Raw genomic sequence first — 25,658 nt, 5'->3', positions numbered from 1 at the left:
TTAACACTTTTCCGGATCATGCTCTAGCCCGCTGCCGTTCACTCACAAACTACTTGGCGATGCAGGTATCGACGGTCTTGGCCGTGCAGACGTCGAGGCCGGTATAAGTCGGATCTTTAGGCGCAGCCTTGCCTTCCTTGACGTCCTTCAGCGCGAACATGGTCTTGTAGCCCATCTCGAACGGACGCTGTCCGACCTGACCGAGCGACAGCCCCTCCTTCATCTGATCGATCTGAACCGGCAGCGTGTCGGCCACCACCAACGCCAAGTCCTTCTTGGCGATCTTGTCCTTGAAGGGCGCGACCGCAGCGCGGTTGGCGTCCGGCACGAATTGCGGGAAGCCGCCCGTCGGCGTGAACGCGTCGAGGTTGGGATTCTTCGCCATGATGTCCTGGAACTGCTGCACCGCCACCGGGAAATCGTCGTTGGTGTAGAGCGGACAGCCGTCGATCTCCTTCCAGCCATTCTGTCCGGTCAGCCGCTCACCGGGCGATTGGGCAGCCTCCTTGCCGGCCAGCGTGTCACGGATACCCTTCATGCGCTCGTTGTGGTTGGCTGCCGCCGCACCGCCGGACTGGATACAAATCGTGCCGCCTTTCGGCTTGATCGTCTGCACGATCTTGGCAATGTTGACGCCGATCTCGTAGTTGTGCGTGCCGATATAGGCAAGGCGCAGATCCTTGTTCTCCGGCAGCAGATCCGAGTCCCAGGTCAGCACAGGAATGCCGGCACTCTTGGCGGCTTGCAGTGCAACCGCCATGGCAGCCGCATTCGACGGTGATACGGCGATGCCGTCCACCTTCTTGGCGACGAGGTCTTGCACGATCTGAACCTGCTCCTCGCCGCCGCCATGCTCGCCGGGTCCGATGTACATGCATTGGAAGGCGCCCTTGGATTCCGCTTCCGCCTTCTTGCAGCCATCCCGCGCCTGATCGAAGAACGGATTGTTCATGTTCTTGGGAACGAGCGCGAAGGTAAACTTCTGCTGCGCGTAGGCCTGTCCTCCCATCAACGCTGAGAACGCCACGGCGGCCATCAATAGATGTTTATGCACGTTTCTCCTCCCTTTTTGTTGACTCCAAGTCTCCGACCTTACTGCCGTCGGATTCCTAACTACGCTTCCAGACAACCCACTCGCGGATCGTAGCAAGAAGCGACGTCCCGCTCGTCTGCATGCCGACAAGCACGGCAATGACGATGAACATGCCCACGAAGGCGCCCTGCCAATTCGAATCGATGCCAGCCATCAGAAGGGCATTACGGATCACCTCGAGGAACGCCGAGCCGATCACGGCGCCGAAGGCCGTTCCATAGCCGCCCATCAGGTTGGCACCGCCGATGACGGTGCCGGCGATCACACGGAGCTCGTAGCCGGTCCCCATCGCATTGATGGCCGAGCCGCTGTAGCCGAGGAGCAGCAGCGAAGCGATCGAGGCCGTGAAAGACGAAAACACGTAGGCCTGAAACTTGATCCAGTCGACCGGCACACCGGTCAGGCGCGCAGCGCTTTCGTTGGAGCCGATCGCATAGAGGTGGCGCGCCCAGGCCGTGAACATGAAGACGGCGCCGAGAATGAGCGCAAGGATCACCATCACCCAAAAATGCGAGGAGAGCTCCGGCATCCAGCGCGGCGCCCAGCCGACTGGCGCATGGAGCGGCCATTTCGCCTGACCGATCGCCCTGACGATCGGCGCGTCCGGACCAAACTGGTACAGCATCTGGTTGCCGGACACCACGACGGCCAGCGAGCGCGCGATCGACAGCATCCCGAGGGTGACGACGAAGGACGGCATGCCGATATAGGCGACGAAGAAGCCGTTGAACGCTCCGCACGCCAGTCCCGCCAGCAGTCCGGCTGCGAAGGCGACGTACCAGGAATAATGCCAGGTCAGCAGCAATCCGGTGACGATGGCAACGAGCCCCATCACCGAGCCGACGGACAGATCGATGCCCCCGGTGATGATGACCACGGTCATGCCAAGACTCATGATCGCCAACGGAGCGAAGTTGCGCGTGACGTTTGTTACGTTGTCAGCTGTGCCGAAGGTCGGCTCCGACCAGGTCATGAACATCACCAGAGCCAGGAGTGCGACGGCCACCCAGAATGCTTGACTGGCTATCAGGCGCTGGAAGGTGGTCTGCTCGCGAATGCTGACGACGTCACTGATTGCGGCGTGTGTTTCTTCTATCGCTTTGGCGGAACTAGGCTTCACGGATCGCCCCCGTAATCAGGCCGGTGATCTGCTCCGGCGAGGTCATCGCGGTTTCCTTGTCGGCCACTTTCGAGCCGCGCCGGAGCACGATGATACGATCGCAGACGGAGAACACGTCAGGCATGCGGTGGCTGATCAGCATCACCGATACTCCGCGAGACTTCAGCCTGCGGATGAGCTCGAGCACCTCGGCGACCTGTCGCACGGAAATGGCCGCGGTCGGCTCGTCCATCAGGACCAGCTTGGCATTAGACAGCCGGGCCCGGGCAATCGCAACAGCCTGGCGCTGCCCCCCCGACATCTTCTTCACGAGGTCCCGGGGACGGGTTTCCGATTTGAGCTCGGCAAAGAGCTCGCCGGCGCGCCCGATCATCGACTGCTTGTCGAGGATGCGGAACGGCCAGAAACCCATCTTGATTTCGCGTCCGAGGAAAACGTTCTCCGCGGCGGTGAGGTTGTCGGCGAGCGCGAGCTCCTGATAGACGACTTCGATGCCCTCGGCCCGCGCCTCGATCGGCCTGTGGAAATGGCATGCCTTGCCATCGACGACGATGGCGCCCTCGGTCGGCGGGAAGTTTCCGGCAATCAGCTTCACCATGGTCGACTTGCCGGCGCCGTTGTCGCCCATCAGCCCGACCACCTCCCCCGCACCGACCGAAAAGCTGACGTCGTGCAGTGCACGAATGGCACCAAAGCTCTTCGAGATGCTTCTCACATCAAGCAAAGCCACGCGTTCCCTCCATCGTGCGGTGGCAGCTCTATCCGGCCGCTTCAACCCCTCGATCTGCGCAATTAATATTGCACAGATAGCAATCTCGCAACATCTATTTCAAGCGGCGGACAGAGCTCTTGCTTGGGCATTCATTGCAAAGCGTGGAAATCGGGAATGTGGGAGACGACGCTTGGTGCGATGCCATGCCCACGCCCGCAACCGATAGAGAAAGCCCTTGCTTAGAGCGGTGCTTCCGGGTGCGGTGAGGCATCGTAGGCGCCCCAGATGCTTTGATCGAAGTTGATCGTGGCTCCCGTCATCATGCCGGACTCATCGCAGGACAGGAACGCAACGGCACGCGCGACCTCGATGGGATCGAGCAATCGGCCGAAAGGCTGCCGCGCAGCGGCTTCTTCGAGCCAGTTCGCAGGCCGGCCGTGGTAGCCCTGCTGTATGTTGTTCTCGCCTTCCGAGGCCATCCAGCCAATGTTGAGACCGTTCACACGGATGCGGTTGCGCAGCAGCGCATGGGCGGTATTTCGCGTCAAGGTATCGAGCGCCCCTTTCGATGCGCAATAGGCCGCAATGAAGGACTGGCCACCCATCGCCGACATCGAAGAGACGTTGACGATCGTACCCTGCACTCCGTCGCGGCGCATGAGCTTGATCGCGTCCTGCATCAGAAAGAAGGGGGCACGCGTGTTGACGGCGAAGATCCTGTCGAAGAGTTCGGGGCTCGTATCGATGATGGTGCCGCGACTGGTGTCGCCCGCGGCGTTCACCAGGGCGTCGACGCGCCCGAAGGCCCTGTCCGCCTCAGCCACGACCCTGGCGCAATCCTCGGTCTTTGTCAGGTCAGCGCGCACGAATACCACAGTTGCACCCGTGGCTGTGGCGATGGCATCGGCCTTTGCCCGTCCCTTCGACTCGTCACGACCGCACGTGACGATGCCCTTCGCACCGCGCTCGGCAAAGAGCTTGGCGATGGCGGCACCTAACCCCTGGGTACCGCCCGTGACAATCGCGATCTTTCCACGCATTGAAGTCATTTGGGTTCTCCAAGGGTCGGTCGGAGCGCTGCTTGGCTTGCCGCTACTGCTGCTCGACGGCTGTAAGCGCGTTCAACGTCACGCGATATTGCGGACCTCGACCTTCTTACCGGTCCTGGCGGACTCGACCGCCGCCTCCGCGAGCATCAGCGCGCGGTAACCGTCGTCGAAAGTCGCTTGCGTCGGCGTAGCGTCGCGAACGGCCGCAATGAACGCGGCGATCTCGGCTTCGTAGGCCTCCGCATAGCGCTCGATGAAGAAGTTGAGGTAAGGCTCGGCCGCTTCAGTGGTGGTCGAGCCGTAATGCTTCAGCTCGTACGCCTTCTTGTTGTCGGAGATCACCATCCCCTCGCTGCCAAACAGCTCGATCCGCTGGTCGTAGCCAAAGGCAGCTCGTCGAGAGTTGTTGATGTGGCACAGCTTTCCGTCAGCAGTGCGCATAACGATCATGACAGAGTCGAAGTCGCCGAACTCCGATCCAATGGTGGGATCGACCAGCGCGCTGCCGGTCGCGAAGACCTCGGTCGGCTCGTCGTTCAACATGAAACGCGCCACGTCAAAATCGTGGATCGTCATGTCACGGAAGATGCCGCCCGAGACTGCAGTGTAACCTCGCGGCGGCAGCCCCGGATCGCGCGACGTGATGATCACCTGCTCGAGTTTCCCGATCTTGCCCGCCGCACAGGCGTCACGCGCGGCGCGGTGCCCGGGGTCGAAGCGGCGATTGAAACCAATCTGGATGGGTACGTTGCAGCCTTCAATCGCCTTGCGGCATGCTCGTACCCGTTCGACACCGAGATCGATCGGCTTCTCACACAAGATCGCCTTGCCGGCCTTTGCCGCGAGCTCGATCAGATCGGCATGCGTGGCGGTCGATGTCGCAATCAGAACTGCGTCGGCCCTACCGATCGCATCTTCCGCGCTTGCGGACACCCCGCAACCATGCGCTCTGGCGACCGCTTCAGCGGCAGTTGTGTTCAGATCGAATACCGTCTCCAGGCGCGCCCCGTCCGTCTTGGCAAGATTCCGCGCGTGCAAGACGCCGATGCGCCCGCACCCGAGCAATGCGAATTTGATCGCCACCATTTCCTCCCGCCGACGGATGTTCGATTTGCTTGCAAGAGTTATTGCGAATATGCAAAAGTGTCAATAATCGTTCGCTTGCACTATCGATGTTTCTGCTCCGCCGCCAAGGATGGTGATACGAGGGCGCGTGAGAGTCCTTGGGACTTAAGCCCGATACAGATGCCTTGTACAGAAGCCTTGGCACTGCTGACTTTCAGGGAGGACAGCCTTCCGAACGGGAGTGAAGTTGTCGGCATCTGCACACGATGACACCAATGATGAGAGCACCTTAAATGCAGGACGTGACGACACCGGAAGACTATGAGGAGTTGATCCGTGTCATCCACGATCGCTACGATGACATGAGCAAGTCCTATCAGAAGATAGCCGTTTATCTGACCCAGAACCCGAATGATGTCGCGGTCCTGTCGGTAAACGCCATCGCCGATCGCTGCGGCATCCATGCTTCGAGCTTCGTGCGCTTCGCCCAGTCACTTGGCTATGAAGGCTTCAAGGAGCTCCAAGCGCTGTTTCAACGGCGCTTGTCGACTGCGGCCCCGGGCTTCGAGGCGCGCATCAAGGCCCTGGAAATCGAGTTGGGCGCCCGCGCGGATCGCAGTGAAGTCGGTTTTCTGCGCGACCTGGTCGTCCGTGACATTGCTTCGCTTCAGGACATGCTCGCGGAAATTCCGCCGAAATCCCTCTCCGAAGCGGTGAGCCTCCTTGAGAGGGCCGACTCGGTTTTTCTGATCGGACAACTGCGTTCGGCGCCCGTCGTTGAATTCCTTCGCTACATATTGACCATGCTGGGCAAACGTTGCGTGTTGCTCGACGCAGGCGGCGGACTTGCCACGCACATCGCGCGTACGATCCGCAAGAAGGACGTACTCGTTGCGGTGTCGTTCCGATTCTACGCAAACGAGGTCGTCAACGTCGTGGAGGAAGCCGGGCGCAATGGCGTTCCCATCATCGCGATGTCGGATAGCACGCTGTCGCCGCTGGCCAAGAGCGCCCGCGTTCTGTTCGCCGTTCCAGAGCATGAATACACGTTCTCGCGTTCACTCGCCGCTCCGATGTGCCTTGCACAGGCCTTGACGGTCGCGCTGGCAGCGAGACTACAGAAAAACGACGTCAATCCGCGGATCCCGACGGTTACCGGCAAGTAGCGCTTCAGAAAACCAGTCGCCGATCGGTTACGGGCACCGATCGCACCATGTCGGGCGTTGGATGGCGCGCACGTGGGTGGGATGTGATGGCCTGCGGTTGTCCCGTCAGGGCTGCCGTTTCAATTGCGATCAGTGCGCGCATGTCGGCCAATCCCTCCTCGCCATCAGCCTCGGGCGGCGTTCCGGTCTTGATGCAATCCGAAAAATATTCCACCTGCGCGCCAAAATGGTCGATTTGCGGAAACTGAGTTTCGCGGACCTCGCCGTCGCGGCGCAGACGTAGTTTCGTTGCAGTCTCGAACCTGAAACCGGGATCGAGCTCGAGATCGCCAGCCGTTCCGACCACCCGATAATAATCGGCTGCCGCCGCCCCGAAGCTGGCGACGAATTGTGCCAAGCCGCCCGAGGGGAAACGCAGCAAAGCTGCGACGGACGCTTCGACCTCGCGAAAGCGCGGGTCATCGCTCGGTCGGTGCACCATCGCCATGGCCTCGACAGGCTCCTCTGCAAAGACGTGACGAGCCGCGTTGACGCAATAGACCCCGACATCCTGGAGCGGCCCGCCCCAACTCACAGCCTTCAGCCTGTGGTTCCCCAGCGGCGCCTGAAAACTGAACACCGATTGAAAGAAGAGCGGCCGGCCGATCGCGTCGTTGCGGATATGTTCGAGCACCGCGACGGTTCCGGGTTCGTTGTGGAGCCTATACGCCGTCATCAGAAACACGCCGGCTTCGCGCGCAGCGGCGATCATGGCGAGCGCATCTTGTTCATTTGTAGCCAGCGGCTTCTCGACCAAAATGTGCTTGCCGGCGCGAGCCGCGCGAACGGCGAAGTCGGCATGCAGATGGTTGGGAAGAGCAATGTACACCGCGTCGACATCAGGGCCCCTCAAAAGGGCATCGTATCCGTCATAGCCGACGATCCGGCCAACGCCATGAAACTCCGCCAGCTGCCCGGCCTTGTCACGATCACCGGTCACGATCGCGGTAACTTTCGAGTTTGTGGACTGTCCGACTCCCGGCAGGAAGGCTTGTTGCGAAATCCAGCCTGCGCCGACGACTGCATAGTTGATCATGATTTCATCTCCAGGATTCGCTTTGGATCGCGTGAGACGCCGTCGATTTCCATCCAGCCTCGTTCGCTCCGTCAGTCATACAGCGAGGGACGTGGCCCATATCTCAGGGGGGTCTCACCATTTCCGGCGAGAGCCTCCGAGATTTGCTCTGCGATGGCCGAGGCGACATAGCCGTCCCACGCACTCGCTCCGACCGGCGCTCCGCTCTTCACAGCGCCGACCCACTCAGCCATCTGCCTGCGATACGCCTCTTCGAACCTCGGCACCCAATTGTCCGGATACGAATGACCACCGGCTCGGTCTCTGTTCACCAGCGTCAGCGATGCTGGAGCCAGCGATACCGTGCCCTGCCGGCCGACCAGTTCGACGTGGACGTGATAGCCGTAGCTCGCATTCACGAAGACCTCGGTCGAAACAATCTCGTTCTTGTCGGTCTTCATCGTGATCATCAGGGGTTCGCCGCCGGGACCCGCCTCCACGTGCGCAGAAACCATCTCCGTCCCCAGAAGCCAACGGCTGATGTCGATCTCGTGGACGAATGAATTCGTGATGGCCATCGAACCGTTGAACCACTCCGGCGCACGCACGTTTCGGTGCACGTTGTGCAGCAATACGGGGCCGCCCAATTCACCGGCGTCCTTGACGCGCTTGATCTGCTGATAGCCGGGGTCAAACCGGCGCATGTATCCGACCTGGATGAGCCTGCGACCCAACACGACTTCCGCCTGCACCACGTCCAGGGCATCCGCCGCCGAGGACGCCAAGGGCTTTTCGCAGAGAACGGGCTTGCCCGCCTCGATGCAGGCGCGTGTCAGCGCCGCATGTGTGGCATCGGGAGACGCGATCACGATCGCGTCGATCCGATCCGACGCGATCAACGATTGAGGATCCGAAAAGACGGCCGCGCCAGAGGCAACCGCCTGCGCCCGAGCCGCGTCGGCATCACAAACCCCGACAAGATGAGCGCCGGGTGTCTCGTGTCGGAGTATCCGAGCATGCTCGGCGCCCATGACACCCGTCCCGATGACTCCGATCCCGATGCTCATTTCACCTCCCCTTCCGATCCGTACGGCTCATTGCACGACTTCGTATCCGGCAGACGCCATCAAGCGCATCAGTTCCGCGTGGCCTTTCTTGGCCATTTCGAGCGGGGGACTGACCCGCGGATCCTGCTCCGCCTCGACGACGAACCACCCCTCGTAGCCGTAGGACGCGAGGCGCGCGATGATCGCGGCGAAGTCGAGCGAGCCGTCGCCCGGCACGGTGAAGGCCCCCTTCACCACCGCGTCGAGGAAGCTCTCCCGTTTCCGGTCGAGCTTGTCGATGACGCTGCCGCGGACGTCCTTGGTATGCACATGGCTGATACGGGAATGATGTTTGTCGATGACACGCAAAACGTCGCCGCCGGCAAAGGCCATGTGGCCCGCATCGAACAACAGCGGTAACGCCTCACCCGAATTCGCCATGAACAGGTCGAGCTCAGCTTCGGTCTCGATCGCCGCAGCCATGTGGTGGTGGTATGAGAGCGGCATCCCCTGCCCGGCACACCATTCGGCGAAGTCAGTCATCTTGCGCCCGTAGGCCTTCATCTCCTCATCCGAGAGCGTCGGCTTGGTAGCGAGCGGCGCGGAGCGATTGCCCTGGATCGAACGCGCAGTTTCGCCATAGACGATGCAGGGCGCCTTCGCCGCGATGAAGAAGTCCATCTGGGCGCGAATGCGATCCTTTTCCCGTTCGATGTCACCGTCGAGCAGAAGGCCGGAGAACCAGCCGCCGCACACGGAGATACCGAACCGGTCGAGTATCGGCCCGAGCTCCTTCATGTTCATGGGGAAACGCCGGCCGGTCTCCATTCCGGTAAAACCGGCGACACTCGCCTGTCGCAGGCACTCCTCCAGGCTCACGTCGTCAGACAGCTCGGCAAGATCGTCGTTCCACCAGGCAATGGGGGCAATTCCAAGTTTCGCTTTCATGACTTCTCACACTCCGATGCGCTGCTTCGCGCGGATCTCGTCTTGCTGCTTGCGCGCGCTTCGAACCGTCTCGCGCGAAGATACTTCGGGCACGCCGACGTCCCAGTCGGCATCGCCAGGAACCCACGAATACGCGTCCGAGGCGATCGACAGCACGGTGGTGCGGTCGTTGCCTTTGGCCCATTCGAGCGCAGCAACGAGGTCCGCAAGGCTCTCGCAACGTCGTGCAGCCGCCCCCATGGATTCGGCGTGCTTGGCAAAATCGACGTGAAGCGGATTGTCGCGATTCTGAACGCGACAATCGGTCAACAGATTGTTGAAGCCAGGCACGCCTTTGAACTGCTGCAACCGGTTGATGACCGCGAACCCGCCATTGTCACAGACCACGACGATCATCTTGTGGCCGCTCAGGACCGTCGAGTAGATGTCCGAGTTCATCATCAGATAGGTGCCGTCGCCGACCATCACGATCGGCGTGCCGCCGAGCCCGCCGGGCCCGGAATTGGCCATCGCGTGGCCCCAACCGGCCGCGACCTCGTAGCCCATGCAAGAGAAGCCGAACTCGAGGTCAAAGGTGTTCGGCGCCTTAACGCGCCAGCCCTTTGCCACTTCGCCAGGAAGCCCGCCGGCGGCTGAAATCAGGGTATCTCTCTCGCCGGCGGATGCATTTACCGCCTGGACGATCTGCGCGTAGGTCGGCACCGGAGCGTTGCTGGGAGCCTGCAATGACTCGAGCAGCGCGTCCCATTCCCTGAAGAGCATCTGGGCACGCGCCATGTGAGCGGGGTCGACGCGCCACGCGCCGAGCGCCGCATCGAGTTCTTCAATCGTCTCCCGCGCGTCGCCCACCACCGCCAGCGCACGATGCTTCACCGCATCGAACCTGGCCGCGTTGATCGAGATGAAGCGCGCGTCGCGGCTGAAGGCGGTCCATGATCCCGTCGTGAAATCCTGAAGCCGCGTACCCACCGCAAGGATGACATCGGCCTCGGCTGCGAGCGCATTCGCCGAGGTTGAGCCGATAATTCCGATCGGTCCCGCATGGGCCGGGTGATAGTGAGTCACCGCGCCCTTGCCGGCGACCGTCTCCACAACAGGAATTCCGTGCTTGACGGCAAATTCCGCGACGACATGTCCCGCCAGCGAGTAGCGCACGCCGCCGCCAGAGATCAGAAGCGGCTTCTTCGCGGTCTTGAGCAGCGCGACTGCTTCCGCGAGCTGCTGACGGTCGGGACGCGGACGCGGGATGGCCCAGGTTCGCGACTCGAAGAAGACCTCGGGGTAGTCGAAAGCTATCTCCTGGGTGTCCTGTGGCAGCGCGAGAAAAGCCGGGCCGCAGTCAGCCGGATCGAGCATGGCGGCCACTGCCTGCGGCAGCGAAGACATGATCTGCGCGGGATGAGTGATCCGATCCCAGTAGCGCGTGACCGCCTTGAAGGCGTCGTTCACGGTGACGGTCGGGTCGCCAAAATGCTCGACCTGCTGGAGAACAGGATCCGGCAGCCGGTTGGTGAACGTATCGCCGGCGACGAGAAGGACGGGCAAGCGGTTTGCGTGAGCTGTTCCCGCCGCCGTCACCATGTTCAGCGCTCCGGGTCCAATGGACGACGTTGCGACCATGATTTGTCGCCGAAGCTTGGCCTTGGCGAAAGCGACAGCCGCCAACGCCATCGACTGCTCGTTCTGTCCGCGCCAGGTCGGCAGACGATCCTGCACCGCCTCCAAGGCCTCCGACAGGCAGGTCACGTTCCCATGACCAAAAATGCCGAAGACGCCGGCGAACAGGGGCACGCGAACTCCGTCGATTTCGGTGAACTGTTGAGTCAGCCATCGCACCACGGCCTGGGCCATGGTGAGTCGGATTGTCGCGCCAGTCATGTGATCTCCTCCCTCGACGGTTTGTGAGGAACATAACCTCTTGCATTGAATATTGACAATGAGATTTTTCCGCAACAATTATTGCCGACAAAGTCTTCCATTCAAATCGTGCTCGATTTTTTCGAAGGTCTGCTCAACTGCGACCTCATCGTGAACGGGATGTCCGACATGACCAAACCGAAGCTTCGCATCGGCCTCATCGGTAGCGGATTCATGGGTAAGACTCACGCGTTCGGCTACGCCATCGCCGCGCGCGTCTTCGACCTCCCTTTCGAGCTGGAACTGCGTACGATCGCAGATATCAGCGACGCGGCGGCCGCGAAAGCAGCCTCAGCCCTGGGTTTCGCGCGCGCGACCTCGGACTGGCGCTCGCTCGTGGCGGACCCAGCTATCGACGTCGTGAACATCACCACGCCCAACGCGCTCCACAAGGAAATGGCGCTAGCTGCGATCGCCGAGGGCAAACATGTGTATTGCGAAAAGCCGCTGGCGCCGCTTGCGACAGACTCCCGCGAAATGGCCGAGGCCGCCGAAGCGGCCGGGGTCAAGACGCAAGTCGGTTTCAACTACCTTTGCAACCCCATGCTGGGCCTCGCACGCGATATGATCGCGGCGGGAGAGCTCGGCGAGATACGCGGCTACCGTGGTGTCCACGCCGAAGACTACATGGCCGACGACTCCGGGCCGTTCACCTTCCGGCATGACCCGGCGGGCGGCGGCGCGCTGGCCGACATTGGCAGCCACGCACTGGCCACCGCCGAATTCCTGTTGGGTCCGACCGCCGGACCGATCATCCGCGTCATGGGCGATTGCGTCACGATGATCGGGGAACGTCCAGATGGCAAAGGCGGCCGGAGGAGCGTCGAAGTCGATGATGTCGGCCGGGCTTTCCTCCGTTTTTCCAACGGCGCCTCCGGCTCGATCGAGGCGAATTGGATTGCGACAGGGCGGAAGATGCAACACGACTTCGAGGTCTATGGAAGCAGAGGCGCCCTCGCCTTCAGCCAGGAACGATTCAACGAGTTGCATTTCTTCTCCACCGATGACCGCCGTGGCCGTCAGGGATTCCGCCGGATCGAGGCAGGCCCGGAGCATCCGCCATACGGCCTGTTCTGCGTCGCGCCAGGCCACCAGCTTGGCTTCAACGACCTGAAGGCGATCGAAGCCGCGGGCTACCTGGACGCTATCGCTGGACGCCGGCCGGAGCCATTCAACTTCCGCGCTGGCCTGCGCATTCAAACGCTCGTCGAGGCTATTCACGCCTCGAGTCGCGCTGGAACATGGAAAGACGTTCCGTGGTGACGTTCACGACACCTTGAAATCGTGGCGTAAATCGCCTGTTGTCAACCCGCGCTGGACAACGATAGTGACCCGCGGCGATGACGATCATCCGCCGCCCAGCGGAACCGATGCGGATGCGACCGACCCATGGCACAGAGCGGCTTTCACGGTGAGAAGTTCAGGGATCTGCTGCACCTGCAGCATACACCGTCGTCGCTGATCACGCGGTCTATGCGCGGCGTCGAAGTTGCAGCCACCGAAACGCGGGATGACAATCCCGTTCCGGGCCTTTGCGGCGCAGTTACTCCCGAGGATGCCTATATCGTCAGCTTGAAACTTCGCGATTACCCTGACTGCGAATATTGGGAGCGCGGCAAATGCGTGACCAAGCCCAATATCCGGGCGGGCGCGACATATCTGTACGACATGAAGTACGATCCGCGCTTTGTGATCGATAAGCCGTTCCACTCCCTTCATTTCTACGTTCCGGCTTTGGCACTCAACGGCATTGCAGAGCAATTCGGCGCGCGGCGTGTCGGCCAACTCGACTGTCAGTTCGGCACCGGCTTTCACGACGAGACTGTGTATCACATCGGCGCCGCGCTCTTGCAGGGACTGCGCCGGCCATCCGAAGCGAACCAGCTCTTCGTCGATCACATGATGCTTGCGCTCACGGCGCACGTCGCTCAGGCGTATGGCGGACTGCGCAACGCCGCCCCCGTGGCCAGTGGTCTAGCTCCCTGGCAGGCCAAGCGGGCCTGCGAAAGGCTCGAGTCTGATCTCGGCGGGAAACTCACATTGCAGGACATCGCGGCTGAACTCGGCCTCTCGGTCAGCCATTTTTCCCGCGCGTTTCGAACGTCCATTGGCCTGCCGCCGCATCAATGGCTGCTTCGCCAACGCGTGAGCACGGCCAAGCAGTTGATGGCCAACCGCAACCTGACACTAGCCGACATTGCACTGTCGGCCGGATTTGCCAATCAAAGCCACTTCACGCGCGTGTTTTCGACCGTGGCTGGAGTGAGCCCGGGCGTGTGGCGCCGCGAAACAGACGGCGCCCCGGAAAGCGAGACGTGAGCTTGGCTGCGCAATGCGCCAATTCTGGGCTCTGCTCGCACCACCTTCTCACTCTGCAATCTCGTTCCTGACGTAACCGGCAGTGTGCGCGCGGTTGGGGATGGTCCCCTCGGCGGGGTGACCGGGCCCGGCGCGAAGCTGACGTCACAAGCCAGCGCGATTGCGATAGCGGCCAGTCCTGCCGGAAGAGACCAGGTCCAATCTCCTGCGAACGGGACCACGACCGCCGCGACGATACAGCCCGTAAGGAACCCGAGCAGGCGACCAAACGACCGATTGAGCGGTGTTGAGTCACGAGCCAGCAAAGGATGGCATGCCGAGGCGAGATCCATTGCCGAAAAGACGGCATTGGCCAAATTGCCCGTCATCACCGCCGTCGAGATTGCGCCCGGCAGCGCAAGACGAAACAGCGCATATTGGCAAGCCATGGCCGATACGGCGATCATCGCGGCAGCGCCAGCCGGCAATCCAAGCGGGTCCGCAGAAGGCCTTGTGATCACGCCAACGATCAACAGCGCGGCAAGCAGCAGAAAATGAACCAGGAGCAACAGCCGCGCCAGGCTTGCACCATGCCGGCGCGATGCCCGGGCAATCAGCCACACGGAGGCCAACGCCAGCATGAAGACGGGCATAACCGACAACTGCGCCCAGTGAAACGAGCCGCCGTCGAGGGCCACGGCAGCAGCGAGCACGATGTTGCCGGTTACGTGGGCGGTGAAGACATGTCCCAGGGTGGAGAAACCGGTGAAGTCCACCATCCCTGCGATGATGCTGAGCAACGGCGGCAGCCTCGCTTCCAGACAGGATAGCTCGGCTGCGTCCGCTGAAACCGCCGGTCCCCCGAACGAGACGCCTCTCGCGAGCAAAGACATCTGCGGCTACTCCACAATCGTTCGCTACTGTGCCGTCCAGCCGCCGTCGACCGACATCGCCGTGCCCGTGATCTGGTCTGCCGCGGACGAGCACAGGAAGGCCACAGTGCCGCCGAGTTGCTCTGGCGAGACGAATTCCAGCGAAGGCTGCTTCTCGGCCAAGAGATCCCTCGCGGCTTGCTGCTGGCTGAGGCCTCGTTGCGCCGCGATGTCTTCGATCTGCTTCTCGACCAGCGGCGTGCGCACCCAGCCGGGACAGACCGCGTTGCAGGTCACGCCGCTTCCGGCCGCCTCCAGGCCGACCACCTTGGTCAGCCCGATCAGCCCGTGTTTGGCGGCGACATAGGCGGCCTTGTGTGTCGAGCCGACGAGGCCGTGCGCGGAAGCGATGTTGACGATCCGTCCCCACCGCTGCTTCCTCATCTGCGGCAGCGCGGCGGAAATACCGTGGAAAGCCGCCGAGAGATTGATCGCCAGGATAGCGTTCCATTTGGCGGCCGGGAATTCATCGACGGGCGCGGTGAACTGGATCCCTGCATTGTTTACGAGGATGTCGAGGCGTCCGAATTTCTCGATTGTGGCCCCGATCAACCCGCGCACAGCCTCCTCTTTCGACATGTCGGCGTCATCGTGGACGACACGCACGTCATTCTCCCGTTCGAGCCCGCTGCGAATGGTTTCGATTTCGCGAGTGTCGCCAAAACCGTTCAAGACGATGTCGGCGCGAAGCCTGGCCAATTCCCGGGCGATGCCCAGTCCAATGCCGCTGGTCGATCCGGTGACGATGGCTACCTTACCCTTCAACATGGGAGACTCCTTTTCGAGGCTTGAGTGGATAATTAATGCGCGCCGCCGCTCTCGAGGCGTTCCGGCCTCTTGAGCAGAAGGCCCGCCAGCAGTGCGACGACGAGCGCCGCACCGAGGATGTAGAAGGTGTCGCTGAACGCCAGGATGTAGGCCTGTTTCTGCACGGTCTTGCCGAGCGCGACGTAAGCGCGGTGCAAGGCATCGGCGCGGTCGATCACGCCATGATTGATGAAGTACTGGGTGAGCTGCTCCAGCCGCGTGCGGGTCGCCTGCTCGAACATGGAGACCGACTGCATCAGAACGTTGGAGTGATATTGCTCGCGCTTGGTCAGCAGCGTCTGCAGTGCGGCGATGCCGATCGCGCCGCCGAGATTGCGCATCATGTTGAACAGCGCGGATGCGGACCCGGCATTCTCCGCCTCGATTCCGGAGGTCGCAATCGCCGAAAGCGGGGCAAACACGAGCGCCTGGCCGAACGCGCGGATGACATTCGGCCAGAACAACTGATCGGCCGCATAATCGTTGGTCATGTAGATGTTCATGAAGTTGGAGGCAGCGAACAGCGCAAAGCCGGAGCCGATGACGATGCGCGGGTCGACACGCTTCATGAGCTGCGGCACCAGCGGGATCAGCATGAGCTGCGGCAGCCCGGTCCAGGCCAGCACCATGCCGATCTGCTCCGAATTGTAGCCCTGGATGCGCGATAGATAGACCGGCAGGATGTAGACGGAGCCATACAGCGCGACACCCAGCAAGAAGTTCGCGAGCACGCCGAAGCCGAAATTGCGGCGGAACAGGATGCGCAGGTTCAAGAGCGGCTGCTTTGCGGTCAGTTCGATGACGATGAACAACGTCAACGCGACCGCTGCGATTACTGCGAGACGAAGGATGAAGGGCGAGCCGAACCAGTCGTCCTTGTTGCCTTCTTCCAGCACGGTCTGCAGCGCAGCGAGCCCGATCGCCATGGTGACGATACCCGCCCAGTCGCCCTGGCGCAGCAATGACAAATTCATCGGCGCTGCTTCCAGCGAGACGTAGAGCATGCCGATCATGACCGCGCCCGGCACGACATTGACGTAGAAGATGTACTCCCAACCGAAATTCTCGGTGAGATAGCCGCCGATGGTCGGACCAATCGCCGGGGCAAAGGTCGCAGAGATCGCAAACAGCGCCAGGCCGATCGGCTGCTTCGGCTTCGGCAGGAGCGTGATGATCAGCGTGAACGCCAGCGGGATCAGGACGCCGCCGGTGAATCCCTGCACAGCTCGCAGGACAATCATTTGCGGCAGATCCTGCGCCAGCGCGCAGGCCGCGGAGAACACCAGGAAGAGAAAGGCATTCGTCAGGAGGTAGATACGAATCGAGAAGATCTGCGCAAGCCAGCCGCTCAGGGGGATCACGACGATCTCGGCAATCAGATAAGAGGTCGAGATCCATCCGCCGTCATCGATGCCGGCGCCGATGCCGCCTTGAATGTCAGCCAGCGAGGCATTGACGATCTGGATGTTCAGCACCGCCATGAAGGCACCGAGGGTGGCACCAATCACCGCGAGCCAGGTCTTTGCGGACGTCGCTGACGTCATGGCCGACGGGCCGCCTTCGCCGGCGGGAACTGCATCGACGGTGGTTTGCGAAGTAGTCATGGTCGTTCCTCGTCCCGTGCGAACGGGAGTTTCATTGAAGCTGTTCAGCTCCGGGGCTCGCGACCACGCGAGGCAAGGCGCTTCGTCGCTTCGCGCTCGGCGACTACAGCCGACTTGGTGTTGACCGTCGGGATAGCCGACATGCCAGGTCGCAAAAGGCCGGCGAGATTGTGATTGTCGAGGACAATCTTGACCGGCACGCGCTGCACGATCTTGGTGAAGTTGCCGGTCGCGTTGTCCGGCGGCAGCAGCGCGAATTCCAGGCCGCTCGCCGGCGCCAGACTGTCGACATGGCCCCTCAGGGCGGTTGATCGGAAGCTGTCGACGTACAGCTCGACCGGCTGGCCGTTGCGCACATGCGTGAGCTGGGTCTCCTTGAAGTTGGCCACCACATAGACCTGGTCGAGCGGCACCAAGGCCATGAGCTGCGTTCCGGCCTGCACATATTGGCCGACGCGCAGCGAACGTGCGCCGACGGTGCCCTCAACCGGCGCGGTGATCCGCGTGTACGACAAGTTCAGCGCAGCCTGCTGTTCGACCGCGCGGGTATGATCGAGCTGGGCGAGCGCCTGGGCGCGCTGGGTCGAGAGTATCTCGACCTTCTTTTTGGCGGCGATCAGGCCCGCCCTGCCCTGCTCGAGCTGCGCGGTCTGAGAACGCAACGCCGCGTCGGTCTGCTGCGCGCGTTGGATGGTGCCTGAACCCGACTTCATGAGCTCGTCATAGCGGGCACGCTCCTGCTGCGCGAACTTCAGATTGGCTTCGGTCGCGTCGACCTCGGCCGCCTGCTGCTCAATGAGCGGCCCCTGTAACTCGATCTGCGCGTCGAGATTTTTGACCGCAGCTTCGGAGGCTGCAACGTCGGCCTTGGCCTGATCCAACGCGGTCCTGAAATCGCGGTCGTCGATCCGTGCCAGAAGTTGACCAGCCTTGACGGTCTCATTGTCCGTCACCAGTACCTCGGTGAGGTAACCCGAAACTTTCGGCGCGATGATCGTGGAATCGGCTTTCACATAGGCATCATCGGTCGTCTCCAGGTAACGGCCGCTGGTGAGATAATAGTGGCCGTAATAGGCGACGCCGGCGACACCTAGCGCCGCGAGGAATGCGAGCGCCGCGCGCCGGATCGCCTGACGTGATGGGCGAAGGCGGGCGTTAGCTTCATGCCCAGGATCATAGGAAATGGTTGACATGGGATTCTCCGAAAGCTGCAGGCTGGGCCAAACTCATTCAGGGCGGTGAACGTCATGCGTCACGATGCCGAGACCGGGAGGCGGCGGGTCGAGCCGCTTCGGATCGGCCAGCGTGCGGCGGATGTCCTCGAGGCCGCTTTGCCAATGGGCGCGCATCGCTTTCGGCCCGAATTCGTAGTCCCGCGATTGGCCCTCGTAGATCTTGGACTGATAGATCAGGTGAATGATGTTGTAGGAGCGATGCCGGGCCATGTCGGCGATGGTGCGGATCTCAGGATCCTGCTTCGCACTTTCCGGCAGTTTTTCGATCGTCCGCTGCAAAGCCTGGCGCATCTTCTGCATCCGCAGCACATGATCGGTCACCGCGCGTGTGCGGCTCGAATATTGGATGTCCTTTTGCCGGCTGGACACTTCCATCAAGTCGTAGGGGACGCGGCCGCGCGCCGACCAGAGATCGACCTGGAACGTCAGCACATCACGAGCATCGCCGTTGAGCACGCGGGAAAGAGGCGTATTCCAGACCACGCCGCCATCCCAATAATGTTCACCTTCGATCTCCACGGCCGGAAATCCCGGGGGCAACGCACCGGAAGCCATGACATGCTTCGGCCCCAGCCGGCGTTCGGCCGTGTCAAAGTAGGTGAGGTTTCCCGTGCGGACGTTGACCGCGCCGACGCTGACGCGCACCTCACCAGAGTTAAGCCGGTCAAAATCCACCAGCCGCTCCAGCGTTCGCTGCAATGGCGAGGTGTCGTAGAAGCTTGTGGCGGCATCACCCGAGAACGGCGAAAAAATCGGCGGCGGGAAGCGGGGTTTGAAGAAGCCCGGCTGCCCCTGCACGAGTGCCCGCATCGCGGCCATCGCGTTGTGCAGCGAGTTCAGATCGAAAGCGAAGGGCATGGCATTGGCCAGTCCCTCCCCGGCGGGCCATTCCACTGGCGAGGCGCAGATGGTCTCCCAGAATTCGCGCAGGCGTGAGACCCGCTCGTCCTCGGGGGAGCCCCCGATGATGGCCGCATTGAGTGCGCCGATCGAGATGCCAGCCAGCCAGTTCGGCCGGATGCCGGCCTCATGCAGGCCTTGGTAGACACCGGCCTGATAGGCGCCCAGCGCCCCGCCCCCTTGCAGCACCAGGGCAACGACATCGTAAGGCAGCGTCCCGGTTTGCTGCGGCACAGGATTCGTTTTCTCGCGCATCACGTTCAACATTGCCAAGACTCCTCGCATTGCGGCTGATCCGATCAACCTAAATTCGCTTCGATCAGGATTGCGGCCCCCGGCGCACGTCGCGGCGCAGTTGCACCGGCGGACAAATAGTCGTGGATCACGGTGCCGAGCCCGAGGGTCAGGTCGGCAATCACGTGCTTGGCCGACAGCACCTGCAGGACCGGCAGCTCGGCGACGGGAGCGAGCGCATGCGAATAGAGGTCGAGCGCAGCCGGTCCGGTCCACGCACCCTTCACGGTGATGTCCTCGAGGTGGAAGCGCACCAGCTCGCAGATGCGCGCCGAGCCGTCGACATGCGGGATGATCTTGAGCAGGAAATTAGGCCCGGCGAGCTTCCTGGCTTCGGCTTCGATGTCGAGGGCCCGGTGCTTGTAGCCCATCGTGCCGGTCGCAACGCGGACCGAACCGTAGTTCAAGGTGCCGACCAGCGTGTCGGTCTCGACCGTGAGCTTCGGCTGCGCCAGCTTCTTGGGGAAGCCCCACAGCTCACGCCCGCCCGCAATCGGCGGATGATCATTGAGGAACATCTGATGGACGAAGCCGCCGGTCTGCCCCTGATAGGACACCGGAATGACCTGCCCGCTTTCGGTGTAATCCCCAAAGCCGGTGGAATCCGGCATGCGGATGAACTCGTAGTTTACGACAGGCTCGACGAGAGCGAGCGGTTCCGGCACGATCCGCCGCAGCGCATCAGGATCGGTCCGGTACTGAATGATAAAGTACTCCCGGTTGACGAACCTGTAAGGGCCGGCGGGAAAAGCCGGATTCGTCAGCGGCATGGCAAACGCGCTCGCGCGCACGGTCTCGTGTTTCACGGTGATGAGCTCCAGGGTTGTCGATGGTGAGCGGGCCGCACCGCTGCATGGGAGGCGCGGCCCGTATCGCGTGAGGCGCCTAAAGCGCGATGAGATTGGGATGAATCGTCATCGCGCTTTAGGTTATTGTTTGAGCATGATCTCTTCGGAAAACCGCTTCACACTTTTCCGGATCATGCTCTAGACCTCCGTGACGTGCTCGGGATCGGCCGAGGCCAGCGCAGCGGCACGCTCGGGCCGCGGCGGATAGATCCACGCCGTGTTGATCTCGCGCTTCGTTTTCTTTGCCACCTCGCCGACCATCTCGAGCTTCCGCTCCCAGCCGCGCGTGAAGATCGCGCCCGCCTCTCCGAGGTCGAGACAGGTGACATAGGCCTTCTGGTGGTACGGCTTGGTCGGGACCCCCAGGAGCTCCGCAGCGGCGTTGTTGCCGGCGAAGGCACCCATCCTCGTGGCATGCTGGCACGACATCAGCGCGTAGTTGCCGGCATCGTCGCATGCGGCACGGGCAGCATCGCCGGTCGCGAACACGCCAGCGATGCCCGGCACGCGCAGGTCGCGGTCGACCAGCAAGCGCCCAAAATTGTCGCGCTCGGCGGGGACCTGCTGCGTCAATGGCGCGGCACGGATGCCCGCCGCCCAGATCACCGTCTCCGCTTCGATGTGCTCGCCGTTCGACAGCGTGACACCGGAGGCGTCAAGCGAGGCCACGCCCGCACCGAGCCGTGTCTCCACGCCGACCTTGCGCAGAGCGTCCTCAATGACGGGGCGAGGACCTGCGCCCATATCGGGGGCGATCGCACTGTTACGATCGACGATAACGACGCGCGGATTGGCATCTTTGCCGAGGATGGCACGAAGGCGCGCCGGCATCTCGGTCGCCGCCTCGATGCCGGTGAAGCCGCCGCCGGCGACAACGACCGTGTCACGCCCGTTCCTTGCCGGCCGATCGGCAAGAGCGTGCAGATGCCGGTCGAGGGCAATCGCATCCTCGAGCTGGTCGACGCTGAAACCGTGCTCGGCAAGGCCGGGAATGTTCGGGCGGAACAGCCTGCTGCCGGTGGCCACGACCAGCCGGTCGTAGGACAGCGTCTTTCGCGTGCCCTTTTTGGTCGCCAACTGCACCATGCGTGACTTGGTGTCGATCGCCTCGGCGCTGCCTTGCACGAAGACGACGTCGATGGCATCGAGGACATCCTGCAGCGGTGCCGTCAGCGTTTCAGGCTTCCGCTCGTAAAGCCGCGGCCGAACCACCAGCGTCGGCTCGGGTGCGACCAGCGCGATCTCGAGCTCCTCGGGCGAAACACCCTGGATGTCGCGCAGGCGGGCGGCGGAAAGCGCGGCGTACATGCCGGCGAAGCCGGCGCCGATGATGACGAGTCGCATATGATTTTCTCCTGAGGTTTGGCTCTGTGGCCGTACGCGCGTCGGCCGCGAAATCGAGCGACTGCGACGCGAAGGGTGAAACGATGAAGTCGCGCTCCTACGGAGACGGACAGTCGGATATGAAGGCCAGCGGCGTCGCGCTTTGGCATCCCGCCTGGCAGCCTCGATTACCCGGCATTCCGTTGCGGAAGGCCGTCGTCTGAGCTGACTTCGCGTGCCAGTCCCTGTAGAAGGGTGGAGCGCCATCGTTGATCAGGATGGAGGTCATCGGAATGGCGCCTTGAGCGGCCTGTGCCGGAGCTTCCGTTTCCTCGCCTGTTGCCGACACGAAGCGAACGGTTAATGAAAGCCCGTACACGAGCGCGGTCGCGACCGCCCTCCGTCGTCGTGTGATTGGAAGGGAGCTGTCAAATCTACACCAGGCCATCGCTTGTCTCCGTCCGTTGTTGGCGTGAACGTCACGGTGGTTTAGCGATTTGAGTCCGCGACTGCCCCAGAGCGATTGCCGTACCTGTCGAGAGATTGCTGCTAACGGCTGTGCTTTCGCCAATCGCTCGGACTTTCCCCAGTCAGCTTCCGGAACGCGGCAGCGAACGCGGTCTGGGTCGAATAGCCGAGCGCGGCCGCAATCGAGACGATCGACTCGTCGGGGTCGCGCAGCATGTTCATGGCCTGCTCGAGCCGGTACTGGCGAAGCCACGCATGAGGCGACAGGCCGGTGCTCTCCTTGAAGGCCCGGCAAAAGTGGAAGCGCGACAAGCCGGCATCGGATGCCAGCGCGGCGAGCGACACGTCAGAATCGGAATTCGAACGCAAGCGTTCGATGGCGCGGCGCAACGTCGTGGGCGAAAGCCCGCCCATGGTCTGCTGGAATGCGATTGACGCGCCCGCATGTGCGGTCAGGAGGCGCGTAGCCAAGAGGTCCGTCAGTTGCTGCCTGAAAAGCGCATCCAAGGCCGCGTTGCCGTCCAGGACATCCGCTGCACTGACGAGCAGACGCGATGTCGTGGGGTCGGGATGTCCTGTCCGCTCCATGAGGTCGCCCACAGCAGGCACAGCTGCTTCTCCGGCGACCCGAGCGAGCGTTTTCTGCGGCAGATAGAGCTGAATGACATTGACAAATCCGGGAATATCCCATCGAGCGCTCGATCCACCCGGAATGATCGTCACAACCCCCGAACGCGCCGTTCCGATGGCAACGGACCGCCCCGAGCGCCGCTCCAGTCGCTGCATCGAGCCAATGTACGTCATGATGACGTGATCGGTCATGGGCTGGACGGTGTCGTGCAGAGCTCCGTGTTTCCAATGAGCGATGGCGCCCCCGGACGGATCTGACGCCATGCGAACTGGTGCGGTCTTAAGGACCCGCGCCATCTCGGCATCGGCGGCGCGCCGCTCAGCGGTCGGTGAAGCGTCCGGCAGCGCCGCGGGCGCCGACAGCAGAGCCTGCAGGGGGTCGTCTGACATTGGTTTGCCCATGGCTTGTGCTCACATCCAGGAAACACCGAGACTTCGTCTCTCCGGTGCTGGCAACGATGACGGCAAACGTCACGCGAGGGTATCGTGCAACGGGGCCGGTCTTGCTGGGTGAGCGAATAGATCGACCTATACTATGGAATAGCTGGCGCTGGTGCGCGCGATCGCCCCGCACCCCGCAATGCGCGAACGCCCATTGAATGGGCGGGTGAAACTAGTGAATCGAGCCGTCCGGGCTGGAGCCAACCGACGCCGGCACGGGAAGCGTGAAGCGAAAATGCGCGCCTCCGTTCGGTCGATTTGCTCCGGAGATGCTCCCGGCATGCGCGGTGATGATCGAGTGGCAAATCGCCAAGCCGATGCCGATTCCGGCATCCTTGGTGCTGAAGAAGCTGTCGAAGACGCGTTCGAGATCAGTCTCGGGAACGCCGGGCCCATTGTCGAAGACGGAAAAAGCCACCGACCCGTCGTTCTCAAGGCGCGTCTGGATATCGATCCGGCGTACGGGTTGTCCCGACTGCACGACCGCCTGCACGCTATTGACGAGCAAGTTGATGATCACCTGCTGCAGCTGAATCCGATCGCCCACCACCTGGGGGCGCCTGACATCGAACGCCGTAGACAGGGCGATCGATTTTGAATCGATGTCGTGGCGGATGAACAGGAGGGCTTCTTCGGCGGCCTCATTGAGATCCAGGAGGCGCTTCTCCGGCTCATGCTTCGCCGCCATGCCTCGTATGCGGTGAATGATCTCGCTGGCACGACGTGCATTCGACACGATTCGAGACGTGAGTTGATTGACCTTCTCGATGTTCGGATCGGGACGGGCCAGCCATCTCAGGCTCGTCTCGCCGTTCGTCACGATGGCCGCTAGCGGCTGGTTGACTTCGTGTGCGATCGACGTCGCCAATTCACCGAGAGTTGCGATGCGGCCGGCATGCGAAAAATCCGCTTGCAACTTTCGTAGCTGTTGCTCTGCACTCAATCGCTCACTGATGTCCAGCATCGTTATGAACGTATTGTCCAACTGCTCGGGCGGCACAGGATAGGTCACGGTAAACAGCACGTCGATGATCGAGCCATCGAAGGCACGAATCCTGGTCTGCTCGATAAAATTCCGTCGCCCTTCGAAATGAGCCACCATGACCCGTTCGGCGAGCCCCGGGGCGGCCGCGAAAATGTAGCGTACGGGCTTGATCATGTCTGCCTGATTGGCAGCGCGAAACAGTGACACCGCATCCCGATTGACGTCGGTCACGCGAACGACGTCCTTGGCATGCTCCACAAGCTCGGGATTCTGCTCGAGATAGGCCGCGATGTCGGTTACGCCGTTCGCCTTCAACTGATCGAACGCTTCGCCAGCGCTGCGGGAATCGACCTGCCACAGTGCGGTCGGCAGGTATTGTATGAGCTTCTGGTATCTCTCCTCGCTCGCCTGCAATTCCCACGAGGTACGTTCATCTTCTGCCACGCCGCTAAGCGTCACGAATATCGTCCCGGGCGGCATCGGCTCCCCGGCATGCCACACCCTGATGGTCGGATCCCGTATGGCTCCGCTCATGACAACTCTGCTTGTCTCAAGCCGGGAGTGGTCGGTCGCAACGCTTTCCAGCAGCGCAGCCAGGACCGCGCGGCTCTCGGCCGGCCAGAATGCGCCAACGGGGTGGCCGATCATCTGCTCGTAACGGGCATGTGCCCCGAACATGCGCACCGCGCGATCGTTCACGGCCAGGATGTTGGTCGCAGCCAGCAAGCCATCGACCCAGTCCGGCCTCCGGCCGAAATCGACAACGCCACCGTCACGTCTGACTTCGGCGATTGCATCGAGCAGTGGACGCGCCGGCGAGACATCAAGCTCCCAGCATGCAGCCAGCGAGCCCTGCAATTCGGCATCCATGCGCAGGTATTCAGCTCGAGAGAGTGCGCCCGCATTTCGACCGAACTCGACGACATCGACAAGAGAGCCGGCTGAATCCCGCCTGACGATCTGTCGCACGGCAACCGTGATCTCCGTTCCGGTCAGGTTACGCCGACGTATGACGCCCTCCCATCGACCTTCGCGCAGGAGCGTGTTGAAGTGATCGCCGCCCGATGACTGGGGTAAGCCGATCTCGTCGAGATGTCGCCCCACCATTGCCATGGCGGGCCATCCGTAAAGAGATTCGGACGCGCCGTTCCAGTATTGGATGATGCCGTTTCCATCACTGACGATGACGCTTTCGGATGCAAAGTCGGCCAGCTCGCCCCCATAGGGCGAGGTAAACGTGCTCTGCGGCGCGGCTCGTCGTACGAGATTAGTCATCGGACGGTGTGTCCCCGCGGCGGGAGCGCCTCGCGTGGTTCAGGGCCTTCTGCAAGAGCTGAAAGAGGACGTCGTCGTTCACAGGCTTCGTCAGGCAGGCATAAGCTCCGCCACTCAGCGCGCGTGCCTGAGTGGCCGGACTCGCGTCCGCGGTGATAAAGATAACCGGCATTGATGAGCCCAGTTCGCGCAGTTTCTCCTGAAGTTCGAGCCCGCTGCGGCCCGGCATGCTCACGTCCGTGATCAGACAATCAAAGCGGCCGGGCTCAAATTCGGCCATGAAGGCTTCCGCCCGATCAAAAGTGCGAGACGGAACCTCCAGCACCTGAAGGAGATCGGAAAGAGCCTCTCGAACAGCTTCGTCGTCATCTACGATGGCAACCAGGAACGTTTCGGACGAACAGATGTCATTTGCTGGCATGGCCTGACGACCATCCGCCGATTGCCG

22 protein-coding genes are annotated in these 25,658 nt (G+C 62.1%); 3 read left to right on the top strand and 19 right to left on the bottom strand.

Features of this window, described 5'->3' with window-relative positions; translation table 11 throughout:
- Positions 1-49: 49 nt before the first annotated feature.
- The 5 genes from QQL28_RS00790 to iolG form a co-directional block, all read right to left on the bottom strand.
- Entirely contained in the window at positions 50-1,054 is a 1,005-nt protein-coding gene (locus QQL28_RS00790) for a substrate-binding domain-containing protein (RefSeq protein WP_284260163.1), read from the bottom strand.
- A 55-nt stretch (positions 1,055-1,109) separates the two neighbouring features.
- Positions 1,110-2,213: an ABC transporter permease gene (locus QQL28_RS00785; RefSeq protein WP_431309554.1), complete on the bottom strand. Its 1,104-nt coding sequence runs from the start codon at positions 2,211-2,213 to the stop codon at positions 1,110-1,112.
- A complete protein-coding gene (locus QQL28_RS00780) occupies positions 2,203-2,943 on the bottom strand; it encodes an ATP-binding cassette domain-containing protein (RefSeq protein ID WP_284260162.1) in 741 nt (246 codons plus the stop codon). Before QQL28_RS00780 ends, QQL28_RS00785 begins: the two co-directional genes overlap by 11 nt.
- A 221-nt stretch (positions 2,944-3,164) precedes the next feature.
- A complete protein-coding gene (locus QQL28_RS00775) occupies positions 3,165-3,974 on the bottom strand; it encodes an SDR family oxidoreductase (protein WP_284260161.1) in 810 nt (269 codons plus the stop codon).
- A gap of 78 nt (positions 3,975-4,052) precedes the next feature.
- Entirely contained in the window at positions 4,053-5,057 is a 1,005-nt protein-coding gene (iolG, locus tag QQL28_RS00770) for an inositol 2-dehydrogenase (protein WP_284260160.1), read from the bottom strand.
- A gap of 275 nt (positions 5,058-5,332) precedes the next feature.
- Here iolG and QQL28_RS00765 point away from each other — a divergent pair, with 275 nt between their 5' ends.
- The gene (locus QQL28_RS00765; RefSeq protein WP_284260159.1) at positions 5,333-6,205 is read left to right on the top strand and encodes a MurR/RpiR family transcriptional regulator; all 873 of its coding nucleotides are present in this window, start codon (positions 5,333-5,335) and stop codon (positions 6,203-6,205) included.
- Between the two features lie 4 nt (positions 6,206-6,209).
- Here the strand turns inward: QQL28_RS00765 and QQL28_RS00760 are convergent, their stop codons facing one another.
- The 4 genes from QQL28_RS00760 to iolD form a co-directional block, all read right to left on the bottom strand.
- Positions 6,210-7,280 carry a Gfo/Idh/MocA family protein gene (locus tag QQL28_RS00760; protein WP_284260158.1) on the bottom strand — a complete coding sequence of 357 codons (1,071 nt, stop codon included), beginning with the start codon at positions 7,278-7,280 and terminating at the stop codon, positions 6,210-6,212.
- A 71-nt stretch (positions 7,281-7,351) separates the two neighbouring features.
- Entirely contained in the window at positions 7,352-8,326 is a 975-nt protein-coding gene (locus tag QQL28_RS00755) for a Gfo/Idh/MocA family protein (protein WP_284260157.1), read from the bottom strand.
- Positions 8,327-8,353: 27 nt separating this feature from the next.
- Positions 8,354-9,253 carry a myo-inosose-2 dehydratase gene (gene iolE / locus QQL28_RS00750; RefSeq protein WP_284260156.1) on the bottom strand — a complete coding sequence of 300 codons (900 nt, stop codon included), beginning with the start codon at positions 9,251-9,253 and terminating at the stop codon, positions 8,354-8,356.
- A gap of 6 nt (positions 9,254-9,259) precedes the next feature.
- Positions 9,260-11,131, bottom strand: coding sequence for a 3D-(3,5/4)-trihydroxycyclohexane-1,2-dione acylhydrolase (decyclizing) (iolD, locus tag QQL28_RS00745; RefSeq protein WP_284260155.1), 1,872 nt, complete (start codon positions 11,129-11,131; stop codon positions 9,260-9,262).
- A 168-nt stretch (positions 11,132-11,299) separates the two neighbouring features.
- Between iolD and QQL28_RS00740 the strand changes: the two genes are divergently transcribed.
- Positions 11,300-12,433, top strand: coding sequence for a Gfo/Idh/MocA family protein (locus QQL28_RS00740; protein WP_431309559.1), 1,134 nt, complete (start codon positions 11,300-11,302; stop codon positions 12,431-12,433).
- Between the two features lie 126 nt (positions 12,434-12,559).
- Entirely contained in the window at positions 12,560-13,489 is a 930-nt protein-coding gene (locus QQL28_RS00735) for a helix-turn-helix domain-containing protein (RefSeq protein ID WP_284260154.1), read from the top strand.
- On the opposite strand, the gene QQL28_RS00730 is transcribed toward QQL28_RS00735, so the two are convergent.
- The 10 genes from QQL28_RS00730 to QQL28_RS00685 all read right to left on the bottom strand — a co-directional run bounded on the left by QQL28_RS00730 (position 13,393) and on the right by QQL28_RS00685 (position 25,631).
- Positions 13,393-14,268, bottom strand: a complete 876-nt coding sequence (locus tag QQL28_RS00730; protein ID WP_284260153.1) for a YoaK family protein — start codon at positions 14,266-14,268, stop codon at positions 13,393-13,395. The two genes, QQL28_RS00735 and QQL28_RS00730, sit on opposite strands and share 97 nt — an antisense overlap.
- A gap of 117 nt (positions 14,269-14,385) precedes the next feature.
- Complete coding sequence (locus tag QQL28_RS00725) at positions 14,386-15,168, bottom strand: 3-hydroxybutyrate dehydrogenase (RefSeq protein WP_284260152.1); 783 nt, start codon at positions 15,166-15,168, stop codon at positions 14,386-14,388.
- Positions 15,169-15,200: 32 nt separating this feature from the next.
- Positions 15,201-16,811 (bottom strand): MDR family MFS transporter, encoded by a 1,611-nt coding sequence (locus QQL28_RS00720; protein WP_431309553.1) that lies wholly within the window; start codon positions 16,809-16,811, stop codon positions 15,201-15,203.
- Between the two features lie 44 nt (positions 16,812-16,855).
- The gene (locus tag QQL28_RS00715) at positions 16,856-18,004 is read right to left on the bottom strand and encodes an HlyD family secretion protein (RefSeq protein ID WP_284260149.1); all 1,149 of its coding nucleotides are present in this window, start codon (positions 18,002-18,004) and stop codon (positions 16,856-16,858) included.
- A gap of 33 nt (positions 18,005-18,037) precedes the next feature.
- Entirely contained in the window at positions 18,038-19,213 is a 1,176-nt protein-coding gene (locus QQL28_RS00710; protein ID WP_284260147.1) for a DUF3734 domain-containing protein, read from the bottom strand.
- Positions 19,214-19,245: 32 nt separating this feature from the next.
- Positions 19,246-20,046, bottom strand: coding sequence for an acetoacetate decarboxylase (locus QQL28_RS00705; RefSeq protein WP_284260145.1), 801 nt, complete (start codon positions 20,044-20,046; stop codon positions 19,246-19,248).
- Between the two features lie 180 nt (positions 20,047-20,226).
- Positions 20,227-21,432, bottom strand: coding sequence for an NAD(P)/FAD-dependent oxidoreductase (locus QQL28_RS00700; RefSeq protein ID WP_284260143.1), 1,206 nt, complete (start codon positions 21,430-21,432; stop codon positions 20,227-20,229).
- A 528-nt stretch (positions 21,433-21,960) separates the two neighbouring features.
- On the bottom strand, positions 21,961-22,911 hold the full coding sequence (locus QQL28_RS00695; protein ID WP_284260141.1) for a helix-turn-helix domain-containing protein: 951 nt from the start codon (positions 22,909-22,911) through the stop codon (positions 21,961-21,963).
- 211 nt (positions 22,912-23,122) lie between these two features.
- Positions 23,123-25,210, bottom strand: a complete 2,088-nt coding sequence (locus QQL28_RS00690) for a PAS domain-containing sensor histidine kinase (protein WP_284260139.1) — start codon at positions 25,208-25,210, stop codon at positions 23,123-23,125.
- Entirely contained in the window at positions 25,203-25,631 is a 429-nt protein-coding gene (locus QQL28_RS00685; RefSeq protein WP_284260138.1) for a response regulator transcription factor, read from the bottom strand. The genes QQL28_RS00690 and QQL28_RS00685 overlap by 8 nt, the downstream gene beginning before the upstream one ends.
- Between the last annotated feature and the right edge of the window lie 27 nt (positions 25,632-25,658).

Source organism: Bradyrhizobium iriomotense, from assembly GCF_030160715.1.
GTDB classification, from domain to species: domain Bacteria; phylum Pseudomonadota; class Alphaproteobacteria; order Rhizobiales; family Xanthobacteraceae; genus Bradyrhizobium; species Bradyrhizobium iriomotense.
The sequence above is the reverse complement of the archived record's forward strand: the minus strand, read 5'-3'. Positions and strand labels throughout refer to the sequence as shown.